Source organism: Sulfuritalea sp., assembly GCF_031426875.1.
Lineage (GTDB): Bacteria > Pseudomonadota > Gammaproteobacteria > Burkholderiales > Rhodocyclaceae > Sulfuritalea.
The window spans coordinates 67,183-80,125 of the sequence record NZ_JASJPC010000019.1 but is presented as its reverse complement, the minus strand read 5'-3'; the positions used below and the strand labels follow the sequence as shown (position 1 = coordinate 80,125).

General features: G+C 66.7%; 9 protein-coding genes. 3 read left to right on the top strand and 6 right to left on the bottom strand.

The genetic code is table 11. The features are described from left to right. Positions 1-113: 113 nt before the first annotated feature. The 3 genes from RMO95_RS08695 to glnE all read right to left on the bottom strand — a co-directional run bounded on the left by RMO95_RS08695 (position 114) and on the right by glnE (position 3,571). On the bottom strand, positions 114-530 hold the full coding sequence (locus RMO95_RS08695; RefSeq protein WP_310450221.1) for a type II toxin-antitoxin system VapC family toxin: 417 nt from the start codon (positions 528-530) through the stop codon (positions 114-116). Then, complete coding sequence (locus RMO95_RS08690) at positions 527-784, bottom strand: AbrB/MazE/SpoVT family DNA-binding domain-containing protein (RefSeq protein WP_310450220.1); 258 nt, start codon at positions 782-784, stop codon at positions 527-529. The genes RMO95_RS08695 and RMO95_RS08690 overlap by 4 nt, the downstream gene beginning before the upstream one ends. A 99-nt stretch (positions 785-883) precedes the next feature. Continuing rightward, on the bottom strand, positions 884-3,571 hold the full coding sequence (gene glnE / locus RMO95_RS08685) for a bifunctional [glutamate--ammonia ligase]-adenylyl-L-tyrosine phosphorylase/[glutamate--ammonia-ligase] adenylyltransferase (protein ID WP_310450219.1): 2,688 nt from the start codon (positions 3,569-3,571) through the stop codon (positions 884-886). Positions 3,572-3,641: 70 nt separating this feature from the next. Here glnE and RMO95_RS08680 point away from each other — a divergent pair, with 70 nt between their 5' ends. The 3 genes from RMO95_RS08680 to tldD all read left to right on the top strand — a co-directional run bounded on the left by RMO95_RS08680 (position 3,642) and on the right by tldD (position 10,116). Next, positions 3,642-7,613 carry a YhdP family protein gene (locus RMO95_RS08680; protein ID WP_310450218.1) on the top strand — a complete coding sequence of 1,324 codons (3,972 nt, stop codon included), beginning with the start codon at positions 3,642-3,644 and terminating at the stop codon, positions 7,611-7,613. A 103-nt stretch (positions 7,614-7,716) separates the two neighbouring features. After that, entirely contained in the window at positions 7,717-8,511 is a 795-nt protein-coding gene (locus tag RMO95_RS08675; RefSeq protein ID WP_310450217.1) for a carbon-nitrogen hydrolase family protein, read from the top strand. A gap of 135 nt (positions 8,512-8,646) precedes the next feature. Then, positions 8,647-10,116 carry a metalloprotease TldD gene (gene tldD, locus RMO95_RS08670; protein WP_310450216.1) on the top strand — a complete coding sequence of 490 codons (1,470 nt, stop codon included), beginning with the start codon at positions 8,647-8,649 and terminating at the stop codon, positions 10,114-10,116. A 135-nt stretch (positions 10,117-10,251) separates the two neighbouring features. Here the strand turns inward: tldD and RMO95_RS08665 are convergent, their stop codons facing one another. The 3 genes from RMO95_RS08665 to RMO95_RS08655 form a co-directional block, all read right to left on the bottom strand. Further along, the gene (locus tag RMO95_RS08665) at positions 10,252-11,196 is read right to left on the bottom strand and encodes a GGDEF domain-containing protein (RefSeq protein WP_310450215.1); all 945 of its coding nucleotides are present in this window, start codon (positions 11,194-11,196) and stop codon (positions 10,252-10,254) included. An 89-nt stretch (positions 11,197-11,285) separates the two neighbouring features. Beyond that, positions 11,286-12,044, bottom strand: a complete 759-nt coding sequence (locus RMO95_RS08660) for a competence/damage-inducible protein A (RefSeq protein WP_310450214.1) — start codon at positions 12,042-12,044, stop codon at positions 11,286-11,288. Positions 12,045-12,210: 166 nt separating this feature from the next. Beyond that, positions 12,211-12,924, bottom strand: a complete 714-nt coding sequence (locus tag RMO95_RS08655) for an EI24 domain-containing protein (protein ID WP_310450213.1) — start codon at positions 12,922-12,924, stop codon at positions 12,211-12,213. Positions 12,925-12,943 lie beyond the last annotated feature (19 nt).

Genomic DNA, 12,943 nt, shown 5'->3' with positions numbered 1-12,943 from the left:
TCCTCGACGAACTGTTCGATTTGTGGTCAATGTGGTCGGTGTCGCATTACCTTTCCCCCAACATCGATCGCCGTCCCACCAACGCCGACTTTTTGCGACTCCCAGTCGGAACCTTAGCCCGGCGCCGACACCTGAGGCGTCAGGCCGAGACGGCGCGCAGTCTTGGCAAAGCGCGCATCGAAGGTGGCGAGGCCGTTGCACAGACCGGACTGGGCCAGGTGCAAGGCATCGGAGAAATCCAGTCCCTGGCGATACCAGGCAAGCGCCTGACCCACGGCGGCGGCACGGTCGACGGTCAGGTTCTCGACCGAGAGCATGTCCTCGAACACGGCGGCGATATCGTCCGGCGACATGTCGTAGGCTCCGCGCAGCACCCATTCGAGTTCCTCGATCACTGTCACCGGCACGAAGAGTTGCTGGCCCGACGACAGCAGCGCCTGGGCGCGCTTTCTTTGTGCCTTGGTCGCCGCGTCGGCATCGATTTCGTTCGCAATGGCGCGGGCAAGGACATTGGTGTCCAGGGCGATCATGGCTTGCCTTGCTTCTTCGCCACCGCCAGCCCCTGCAAGTCTTCGACCGCCAGCGGCTTGCCGCGACGGGCAACCCGGTCAAACAGGACTGCTGCCGGCTTTCTCTCCCCTGCACTGTCGGCGCGCACGAGAATTCCGTCGCCATTCGGTGCCAGCTCGACACGAACACGGGCACCCGGCGCCAGCGAGACCTGCCGGCAGAGCTCGGCGGGCAACACCACTTGTCGCTTGCCCGAAAGAATCATGGTAGTCATGGCGGCCTCCTGAGGTTCGAATAACGTCAGTGTAAGCCGATTACCGCTGTCGTTCAACTGCGTTCAACGATCAGCTCCGAGGATTTGCACCGACTTGAATCAGCGTTGCCCACTATCGAACACGACCCGCCACAATTCGCGCACCGCATCGACACGCTGCTGCACCAGGTCGGGCGCAACCCTTGCGCGCGCAGCGTTGAGACGCAGTTCGTGCTGCATGCGGCGGTAATCGCGGTAGGCGTTGCGCACCTGGTCGGCCAGCTCGGCGGGGATCAGGCCCAGGCCGGCGGCGATCTTCAGCAGCGCGATATTGCCGAGGTTGCCGGTCAGTTCGGGGTGGAGATGGGAGTAGCCGAGCACCAGGTACTGGACCATGAATTCGACATCGACCAGGCCGCCGGGATCGTGCTTGAGATCGAAGACGTACTCGCGCTGGTCGCCCTTGGTGCCGTGCGCGTCGACCATCTTCTGCCGCATTGCCAGCACTTCCTCGCGCAGTTTGGCGAGATCGCGCTTTTGGCGCAGCACTTCGCAGCGGATGCGCTCGAAGGCCTCGCCCACGGCGCGGTCGCCGGCCGAAAAGCGGGCGCGGGTCAGGGCCTGGTGTTCCCAGACCCAGGCCGATTCGAGCTGGTATTGGCGGAAGGCCGCCATGGAACTGACCAGCAGGCCGGAATCGCCGTTGGGCCGCAGCCGCAGGTCGGTCTCAAACAGTTGCCCGGCCGAGGTCTGCGCCGACAGCCAGGTGTTCAGCCGGGTGCCGAGCCGCGCGTAATTTTCGCCGGCCTCGGGGGCGGGATCGTCGAAGAGAAATACCAGGTCGAGATCGGAGGCGTAGCCGAGTTCCTTGCCGCCCAGCTTGCCGTAGCTGATGACGGCGAACTTCGGCGTCTCGCAGTGGCGCTTGGGCATTTTCAGCCAGGCGCGCTGAATCGCCGCGGCGAGCAGAATGTCGGCCAGTTCCGAGAGGTGGTCGGCGAGCTTTTCCACCGTCAGCAGGCCGGCGACGTCCTGCGTCAGCAGGCGGAACACCTGGGCGTGGTGCGCCTCGCGCAGGCTGTCCATCTGCTGCTCGGTGTCGGGCTCCAGTTCCTCCAGCCGCGCCGTGAGCTGGCTGCGGAACGCAGCCCAGTCGGAGACGGCGTCGAGCAGGCGCGGGTCGAGCAGTTCGTCGAGCAGGATCGGATGGCGCTGCAGGTAGTTGGCCGCCCAGCTGGAGCTGCTGAGCAATTGCGCGACCTTCTGCAAGGCCTGCGGGTACTGCTGCAGCAGCGCCAGATAGGCGGCGCGGCGCGAGATCGATTCGAGCAGATCGACGCCGCGCGACAGGGTCTCGTCGGGATTCGGCAGCTCGGCCGCGGCCTCGATCAGGCGCGGCACCAGGACATCGAAACGGCTGCGGATGTCCTGCGACATCTGCTGGTAGAGCGGCCCCGCGCGCAGCGCCGCGATGCGTTGCGCGGCGGCCGGCGGGTTGCGGTAACCGAGGCGCTCGAATTTTTCCTCCTGATCGTCGCCGCCGGCATCCTGCCAGAGACCCGCCAGCGCATGCTCGCCGTGGTTCGGGTCGGCGAACACCTGCTCGAAGTGGCGCGACACCGTGGCGCGATGGTCGTCGAGTTCCTCCAGCAGGGCTTCATAGCTGCCGAAGCCCATGGCCCGGGCCACGCGGCGGCGGTCCTCGGTGCCCGGCGGCAGGCTGTGGGTCTGGGCATCGTCGAGATATTGCAGGCGATGTTCGAGGCGGCGCAGGAAGTTGTAGGCGGACGCCAGTTCGGCGGCGGCATCGGCATGCAGGGTGCCGCGCTCGGCGAGCAGCTTCAGCACCTGCTGGGTCGGCTTGATCTGCAAGGGCGTGTCGCGCCCGCCGCGGATCAGCTGAAACACCTGGGCGATGAATTCGATTTCGCGGATGCCGCCGGGGCCCAGCTTGACGTTGTCCGCCATGTCCTTCTTCGCCACTTCGCGGCGGATCTGGGCGTGCAGGCCGCGCATGGCGTTGATCGCGCCGAAATCGAAATACTTGCGGAACACGAAAGGCTGGCGGACTTTCTCCAGCTCATCGTGGCGGCTGCCCGTCAGCGGCCGCGCCTTGATCCAGGCATAGCGCTCCCATTCGCGGCCCTGGGTGATGAAGTAGTTTTCCAGCATGTCGAAGGAGCACACCAGCGGCCCCGATTCGCCGTTGGGCCGCAGCCGCATGTCGACGCGGAACACCTGGCCGTCGCCGGTGATTTCGGCGATGGCGTTGATCAGGCCGCGGCCGAGGCGGGTGAAGAACTCGAAGTTGGAAATGGAACGCGAACTTGCATTGACGGCGTCGGTCTCACCGTCTTCGGGGTACACGAAAATCAGGTCGATGTCGGAAGAGACGTTCAGTTCGCGCCCGCCGAGCTTGCCCATGCCGACCACGATCAGTTCCTGCAGTCGTCCGTCGGCGCCGCGCGGCGCACCGTAGCGCTCGATCAGGCCGCGGCCGAGCACCTCGACCGCCTTGCTCACCGCCAGTTCGGCGATCTGGGTCATGCATTCGGTGACTTCGGCCAGGGGCGCCAGGCCCGCCAGATCGCGCGCGGCAATGCGGGCGTAGGCGCGCTGCTTGAGCTGGCGCAGCACCGGCTTCAGCTTGTCCTCGCCCAGCGGCTGCGCGGAGAGCCAGGCCGCAAGCTCGGCGGCGGTGACGGGCTGCTCCAGGGAAGCCTCGACTTCGGCCGCCAGCGCCGGCCTGGCGGCCAACAATCGCTCAAGGTAACGGGATGTTTCGACGATATCGGCGAGGGAGGGCATCGGTTAGAATTTGCGGCTAAAGCGCTGTTGTAGCCCATCATTTTAGCGTGGGCCAAGGCACCTCCCCTTCATGTCCCCACCGCGAGCCTCGACGCCCATCATTTCCCGGATCAGATCTCACCTCGGTTCCCGTCTGCGCCGGTTGGCGCAAGCCAATCGGTGGCTGGGAACCCTGTTGCGCGCCTCGCTGTGGGCAATCACGATCGCCTACTTTGCCTTCGGCCTGATGCTGCTGGCCTTGCGCTACGCGATCCTGCCGCAGATCGAAAACTATCGCGGCGATGTCGAGCAGATGATCAGTTCGGCCGTCAATCGGCCGGTCGGCATAGGCCGCATCGAGGCGCACTGGGCCGGCCTGCACCCCGCACTGAAGCTCGGCGGCTTCGAAATCCGCGATGCCGAGGGACGCGCCGCCCTGGCTTTCGACCAGGTCGAGGCCGAGCTGTCCTGGAGTTCGCTGTGGCATTTCCAGTTGCGCCTGGCCCGGCTCGAACTCAAAACGCCGAGCCTGGTGCTGCGCCGCGATCGCGAGGGCCGCCTGTTCGCCGCCGGACTCGAAATCACGCCCCAGGCGGACCAGCAGGCCGGCTTTGCCGACTGGTTGCTGGCGCAGCAGCGCATCGTCGTGCGCGACGCCAGCATCGCCTGGCAGGACGAACTGCGCAACGCGGCGCCGCTGGAACTCAAGCATCTCGACTTCCAGCTCGACAACAGCGGCAGCCGCCATCGCTTCGGCCTTACCGCCGAGCCGCCGCGCCACCTGGCGGCACGCATCGACATCCGCGGCGATTTCAAGGGGCAGGACCTCGACCAGTGGCAGGCCTGGAAGGGCGAGGTGTATGCCGAGCTGGACTACGCCGACCTCGCCGGCTGGCGCGCCTGGGTCGATTACCCGGTGGCCGTGCCGCAAGGCAGCGGCGCCCTGCGGCTATGGCTGGGCATTGCCGACCAGCGCCTAGTGTCGACCACCGCCGACGTGCGCCTGGCCGACGTGCGCCTGCAACTGCGACCCGACCTGCCCGAACTCGATCTGCTGCAACTCGAAGGGCGCGTGGCCGGGCATCGCCTCGATACGGGCTTCGAGGCCGAATTGAAGCATCTGACGCTGGCCACCCGGGACGGCCTTGCGCTGGCGCCGACCGACCTGAAACTCGCGTGGCAGGGTGCCGCCGCCAACCGTGCGGCCCAGGGTTCGGCGACGGCCAACGGCCTCGACCTCGACGTCCTGGCGCGCCTGGCCGCCCACCTGCCGCTGGACGACGAGAGCCGCGCCCGGCTGGCCCGCCACGCACCGCGCGGCCGGGTCTTCGACCTCAAACTGGACTGGAAAGGCGCACCCGAGAGCGCCGGAACGCTCGAAAAATGGAGCGTCAAGGGCCGCTTCGAAGGCCTCGGGCTCACTGCCCTGGGGCCGGTGCCGGGCATCGCCGGGATCAACGGCCGCGTCGATGGCAACCAGAGCGGCGGCACCTTCAAGCTCGACGGCCAGCGCGCCGCCTTCGAACTGCCCACCGTATTCGCCGAACCGAGGCTGGAACTCGAAGCCTTCGCCGCCGAGCTCGACTGGAAGGCCGCCGCCGATGGCCTGCAGGTGAAGCTGCAGAAGGCCTCGTTCCACAACAAGGATGCCGCCGGTGAAGCCAGCGGCAACTGGCGCGCGCTGGACGCGGGCCCCGGCCAGCTCGATCTCGACGCCCGGCTCACGCGCGGCAGCGGCGCTTCGGTCTGGCGCTACATGCCGCTGGCGGTGGGCAAGAACGTCCGCGAATGGCTGCGCGTCGCGATCATCGGCGGCAAGGCCAGCGAAACCACGCTCAAGCTGCGCGGCGACCTGCGCCGGTTTCCTTACCGCGACGGCCTGGGCGGCGTGTTCGAAGTGCGCGGCAAGTTCCGCGACGCGACGCTGCGCTATGCCGACAGCTGGCCGGAGATCAACGACATCGAAGGCGAACTGCTGTTCGCCGGCCAGCGCATGCTGATCACCGGCAAGAAGGGCCGCATCTTCGGCGTCGACCTGCGCGAGGTGCGCGCCGAGATTGCCGATATCGAGCAGGCCGAGGAGCTGCTCACGGTGAGCGGCAAGGCCGCCGGGCCGACCGCGGATTTCCTGCGCTTCATCGAAGCCAGCCCGGTCGGCGAACGCATCGACCATTTCACCGAGGAGATGCGGGCGGAAGGCCGCGGCGAACTCGACCTCAAGCTCAGCCTGCCGCTGCGCCGCCTGTCGCAGTCCAAGGTCGACGGCAGCTATCGCTTCGACGGCAACCGCCTCACCGTGGATAACGATCTGCCGCCGCTGGCCGAAGTGCGCGGCAACCTGCGCTTTTCCGCCGACCATCTCGAAGCGCGCGGCATCCGCGGCACGCTGCTCGGTTCGCCCTTGACGGTCGACGTGAAGACGGCCGGCGACGGCAATGTCCAGGTCAATGCCGCCGGCGAAACCGCCGTCGCCACGCTGCGCCGCGAGTTCCCGCAACCCGTGTTCGACCATCTGGCGGGCAGCGTGAAATGGGCCGCCAACGTGCAGGTCAGGAAGAACGCGGCGGAAGTCAGGCTGACATCCAACCTGATCGGCCTTTCGTCGAGCCTGCCCGCGCCCTTCAACAAGCCAGCCACCGACGCGCTGGCCTTCAGCTTCGAACGCAAGCCGCCGCCCGAGCCTGCGGCGCGCGGCGCCGCAAGAGTTGGCGCTGGCGCTACGGCGGCAAGAAGCACAACGACCCAGGACATGCTCGACATCAGCCTCGGCCGCGTGCTGCGCCTGCAGTTGGTGCGCCGTCACGATGTCACGCCGGCGGCAGTCACGCGCGGCTTGCTGGCGGTCGGCGATGTCAGCGCCGCCATGCCGGAACGCAACCTGATGCTGGCGGCCAATCTGCCGCACATCGATGCCGATTTCTGGCGCGGCCTGCTGGCCAGGCCGGCCAATGACAACGGCAAAGACGGAAAGCCGCTGCCGCTGCCCACGGTACAGTTCGACCTGCGCACGGCCGACCTGAGCCTGCACGACAAACACTTTCACGAGGTACGCATCAGCGGCAGCCGGCCGGAGGCGAGCACCAGCACGCGTTTCGACATGAAAAGCCGCGAGCTGGCCGGCAACTTCGAATGGAACAGCGCCGGCGGCGGCAAGCTGTCCGGCCGCATCGCCCAGTTTTCGATCCCGGCCGTCGTCGCCTCGCCGGAAGTCCTCCAGGCCAAGGCCAGCGAAGTCATCGAGCAGATTCCCGCGCTCGACATCACGGTCGACCAGCTTTCCTACAAGGACCGCGCGCTGGGTACCGTGCGCATAGCGGCGGAGAACGTCGACGGCTCCTGGAACACGCGGATCGAGATGAGGAACGACGACGGCACGCTGGACGCCAGCGGTCGCTGGCGCCCCAGCCCGACCCCGGCCGCCACCCATGTCGAATTCAAGCTCGGCGCCAAGAGTGTCGAGAAGATGCTGGCGCGCATCGGCTACCCCGACTCGGTGCGCCGCGGCAGCGCCAACCTCGCCGGCAATCTGGCATGGAGCGGCTCGCCCTTCACCATCGACTATCCGAGTCTCAGCGGCAAGCTCAGCCTCGATGCCGCCAACGGCCAGTTCGTCAAGCTGGAACCGGGTGTCGGCCGCCTGCTCGGCATCCTCAGCCTGCAATCCCTGCCGCGACGCATCACGCTGGATTTCCGCGACGTCTTCAGCGAAGGTTTCGCCTTCGACAATATCTCCGGCAATTTCGCGGTGAACCGCGGGGTGATGGAAACCAAGGACCTGGAGATCAAGGGCCCCTCGGCCAAGGTGCTGATGAACGGCACGGTCAGCCTCGGCGCCGAGACGCAGAACCTCAAGGTCCGCGTGCAACCCGCCGTGGGAGAATCGCTTGCGGTCGGCGCCATGATCGCCAACCCGGTCGCCGGCGCGGTGGTCTGGGCCGCGCAGAAGATTTTCCGGGACCCTCTGGACCAGGCCTTTGCCTTCGAATACGCGGTGACCGGCAACTGGGCCGACCCCAAGGTCGAAAAGCTGGGAGCGCAGAAAGCCACGGAGGAGAACAAATGAACGACTTATCCCCCACCCCCTTTGCCAGGCAAAGGGGTGGCTATGGATCGCTGCGCTCGCAGCGTCTTGGAGTGGCTGCCCTGGGGCGGCCCGGCGGCAGGCCATGAAGATCGCCGCCGTACAAATGATTTCAGGGCCGGACGTAGCGCCCAATCTGGAAACCGCCGGCCGCCTGATCGCCGAGGCCGCCGCGGCGGGCGCGCAGTTGGTGGCGCTGCCCGAATACTTTCCGCTGATCGGCGCCACCGATGCCGACCGGCTCGCGGCACGCGAAACTGATGGCGCCGGCCCGATGCAGGACTTCCTCGCCGCGACGGCCCGCCGCCACGGCGTTTGGCTGGTCGGCGGCTCGATTCCGCTGCGCGCGGACGACCCGGCCAAGCTGCGCAACAGCTGCCTGGTGTACGACCCGCAGGGTGAGCGCGTGGCGCGCTACGACAAGATCCACTTGTTCAATTTCAGGAAGGACGACGAGGCCTACGACGAAGCCGCCACCATCGAACGCGGCGACCAGGTGGTGAGCTTCGACTCCCCGCTCGGACGCGTCGGCGTCGCCATCTGCTACGACCTGCGTTTTCCCGAGCTGTTCCGCGCTCTGGGTGAATTGGACCTGCTGGTGCTGCCCGCCGCCTTCACCGAAACCACCGGCCGCGCACACTGGGAAATCCTGCTGCGCGCCCGCGCCATCGAGAACCAGTGTTACGTCCTGGCCGCAGCACAGGGCGGCCGCCATCCGAACGGGCGCATGACCCACGGCAACAGCATGGTCATCGACCCCTGGGGCGAAGTCCTGGCGCGCATGGACAAGGGCGAAGGGCTAGTCATCGCTGAACTCGACCGCCAGCGCCTGGTCGAAACCAGGACCAGCCTGCCCGCCCTGAAACACCGCATACTGTGACGATCCGCAAAACCAACTAGCCACAGAGATCACAGAGAACACAGAAAGGCCAAGCTCACCGCGAGTTTTTCTTCCTGTGATCTCGGTGTCCTCTGCGGCAAAAAAGATTTTCTGAACAATTAGTCAAGGACAGCCATGAACGCTCCCGCCAGCCCCATCCCCCTCTTCGAAATCGCCGAACAGACCCTGCTCAAGCCCCACGGACTGGCGCCGCATCAGTTGGAACGGGTCTTCGGCCAGCTGTTCGGCAATCACGTCGATTACGCCGACCTGTATTTCCAGTACGCGCGTTCGGAGGCCTGGAGCCTCGAAGAGGGCATCGTCAAGTCGGGCAGCTTCAACATCGAACAGGGCGTCGGCGTGCGCGCGCTGTCGGGCGAGAAGACCGCCTTCGCCTATTCCGACGACATCAGCATGGCCGCGCTGCAGGCCGCCGCCGGCACCACCCGGGCGATCGCCGCGGCCGGCGCCCAGCGCCTGGCGCCGCTGCTCAAGCGCCGCAAGCAGCCGGCAGCGCTGTATGCCGGCAACGATCCGATCGCATCGCTCGACGACGCCGCCAAGGTCAAACTGCTGGAGCGGCTCGAAGCCATGGCGCGCGCCGCCGACCCGCGCGTCAGGGAAGTCATGGCCAGCGTCGCCGGCACCTGGGAAGTGGTGCTGGTGGCCCGCTCCGATGGCCACATGGCGGCCGACGTGCGGCCGCTGGTGCGCATTTCGATTTCCGTGATCATGGAAGACGGGGTTGGCACCGGACGCAGGCGCGAGCAGGGTTCCGCCGGCGGCGGCGGACGCTTCGATTACGCCTATTTCAGCGACGCCGTGTTGCTGGACTATGCCGAGCGGGCGGTGCACCAGGCCAGCGTCAACCTGGCGGCCAAGCCCGCCCCGGCCGGCGAAATGACCGTGGTGCTGGGCCCGGGCTGGCCCGGCATCCTGCTGCATGAAGCGGTCGGCCACGGCCTCGAAGGCGACTTCAACCGCAAGGGCAGCTCGACCTTCGCCGGACGCATCGGCCAGCGTGTGGCGGCCAAGGGCGTCACCGTGGTCGATGACGGCACCATCGCCGACCGCCGCGGTTCGCTGACCATCGACGACGAAGGCAACCCGACGCAGCGCACGGTGCTGATCGAAGACGGCATCCTGGTCGGCTACCTGCAGGACACGCTGAACGCGCGGCTGATGAATGTCGCACCGACCGGCAACGGCCGCCGCGAATCCTTCGCCCACCTGCCGCTGCCGCGCATGACCAATACCACCATGCTCAACGGCAACCACGATCCGCAGGAAATCATCAAGTCGGTGAAGAAGGGTCTCTATGCGGCCAACTTCGGCGGCGGCCAGGTCGACATCACCAGCGGCAAGTTCGTCTTCTCGACCGCCGAGGCCTATCTGATCGAAAACGGCAGGATCACCGCGCCGGTCAAGGGCGCCACGCTGATCGGCAGCGGTCCCGAAGCCATGATGCGCGTCGCCATGATCGGCAACGACATGGCGCTCGATTCGGGCGTCGGCACCTGCGGCAAGGAAGGCCAGAGCGTGCCCGTCGGCGTCGGCCAGCCGACGGTGCGCATCGACGGACTGACGGTGGGCGGGACCGGCTAGCGAGCGAATCGGGCGGCGGAACGTAGGGCGGAACGTAGGGCGGACTTCAGTCCGCCATCCCCCCTGGCCGACTGAAGTCGGCCCTACAAGGCCATCCAACCTTGGCCGGCTGAAGCCGGCCCTACAGCAATTGCGTTAGACCGCGACTTCCACCCGGTCGCGGCCGTTTTCCTTGGCGCGCTTCAATGCTGCGTCGGCGCGGGCGATCAGTGCCTCCAGCGATTCGCCGCCGAGCATCGGGGCCACGCCGCAACTCAGCGTGACACCTTCGCCCGTCGGCAACCCGCAACCGATGGCCACCAGTTCGCGCAGGCGCCCGGCAATCGGCAGTGCCTCGTCGAGGCTGGTGTGCGGCAACAGGATCAGGAATTCCTCGCCGCCGTAGCGGGCGATCAGGTCCTGCGCACGCAGGCCGTCGGCCAGGCGGCGCGCCATGCGGCGCAGCAGGGCGTCGCCGGAGAGATAGCCGAAGCGTTCGTTGAAATGCTTGAACAGGTCGATATCGGCCATCACCAGGCACAGCGGCGCGCCATCCCGCTCGCAACGGGCGATGGCGCGCGGAAAGGCGTCCAGCAGCCAGTGCCGGTTGTAGATTCCGGTCAGGGCATCGACGCTGGCCGCCTGTTCGAATTCGAGGCTGCGGGTCTGCAAGCTCACCAGCGACTGATTGCTTTCGCGCATGCGGCCGGCCATGATCGCCAGCAGGTTGCGCGCGACGCCGTGGGAGCAATCCACCAGCGACCAGAGCACGTCGTGCGGAATCGCCAGGAGTTCGCTGTCGCGCGCCGCCAGCACCAGGGCCGAGGCGGCCTGGCCGTCGAGCAGCGACATTTCGCCGACGCAATCGCCGGCGCCGAGGACCGCCTGCTCCGGCATGCTGCGATCCTCCAGATAGACGCGCAGCTCGCCGTCGAAAATCAGGTACAGGTGGCTGTTGGCCACGCCGGGTTGCAGCAGGCGATCACCGCGTTCCAGCTTCATCCGCCGACAGCCCTCAAACAAATGCTCGACGCTTTCCAGTCCGACATTGGCGAACAGCTTCGCCCGCTGGAGATACTCGCGATCCATGCTATCGATCATGATCCTTCCTGCTGATTGCTCACTATGAGATTCGTAGCATAGATCACAAAGCGCAACGGCCGCAAAAAAACGCCGCCCTTGCGGCAGCGTCATTTTTCGTCATAGGCGTAACCTAATTCCTCGACGCCGTGCCGCAGTGCCGCCATGGCGGCCGGCACCTGGTCGGGAAGGCCGCGCACGCCGAGCTCGATATGCCGCTGAACTTCCTTGGAGCCGAGGAAGGGCAGGCTGAACACCTTGACGCCGGAAAACTCGGCTTCGACGCGCCGCATCAGGGGAATCAGCGCGCCTTCGCTGCCCTTCCACACCAGCAGCGCCGCTTCGTCGCTGGGATGCGCATGGAAGCGCCAGGAGTAGAAACTGTCGAGCACCCACTCCACCATCGGCCAGGCCATCTGCGGGAAACCGGGCACGAAATGGTGCTGGCCCAGTGTAAAACCCGGAATGCGGTTGAAGGGATTGGGAATGATGCGGCTGCCGCGCGGGAAATTGCCCAGCGCGAGTTGCATGTCGGTCAGCTCGAACTTGAGCTCGGCGAAACGCGCCCGGATCTCGCGTTCGGCATCCGGATGCAGCACCAGTTCGACGCCCGCCGCGGCGGCGGCGGCCTGCCGGGTATGGTCGTCCGGCGTGTTGCCGATGCCGCCGAAGCTGAACACGATGTCCTCGCTGGCCAGCGTGCGGCGCAGGGTCTCGGTCAGGCGTTCGCGGTCGTCGCCGATGTAGAGCGTCCAGTCCAGCACCAGACCGCGCGCGGCGAGAATTTCGATGAGCTTGGGAAAATGCTTGTCGGGGCGCTTGCCGCGCGTAATCTCGTCGCCGATGACGATGGCGCCTATGCCTTTCACGGCCTGCCGCCGGGCAGCCCCAAGGCAGCCCCTCCAATACCCTGCGAGCGCAGCGAGCCGTAGTCACCCCTTTTAGTTTCGGCCGCTGCGCTTAACGCCGATACGGCCGGCGTTAGCCTGCACTGAAACTGCGTTTTCCTGGAGAAGGGGATGGGGGATATGTCGTTCATAACTCTATTCCCCCTTGCTGGCGCTGGCGACGCAGCGCCGCCAGGCCGAGATGGACGAACACCAGCGCGGTCAGGGCCGGTGCCAGCAGATTGAGCAGCGGCACATGCGCCGCGGCCGCGGTGGCGAGCCCGGCCACGTAAAAGCGGCTGCGATTCTCGTGCACCAGGCGCTGCATTTCGGCACGCGTGGCATGTTCGGCCAGCGCGTCGAAACGGAAGGTGCGCTGGTTCAACCAAGCGCCCCAGGCCAGCGGCAGCACCAGCAGGACGCCCGGAATCAGCAGCAGCGGCAACATCAGCAGGCTGCCGAAAAGGAAAATCGCGCCGGCCCCCAAGGTGGTGCCCAGGCTGCCCCAGAACACGTTCTCGCCGTGGCGACCCAGATCCGGGTAGTCGCGCGCGGCCACCAGCTCGATCAGGCGCGGCAAGGCAAACACGGCGACCAGCAGGATCGCGGTGACATAGACCAGAACGGCGAAGGCCGCCAGCAGCAGGAAAACCGCGGCCCAGCGCGCCACCCACTCCCAGCCTTCCCACGGCAGCTGCGGCAGGATGCGCGTCATCGTGTCGATGCCATGAGCCCACAGCGCATAGCCCACGACCAACCACAAGACCAGCGCCAGCAGCGGCGGCCAGAGCGCATGCCACAGCACCTCGCGCCGCGTCAGGTCGCGCAGCGATCTGTTGAAGGCCGCAAATACTTCGATCATTTTCGCCCCCCGCGACAGC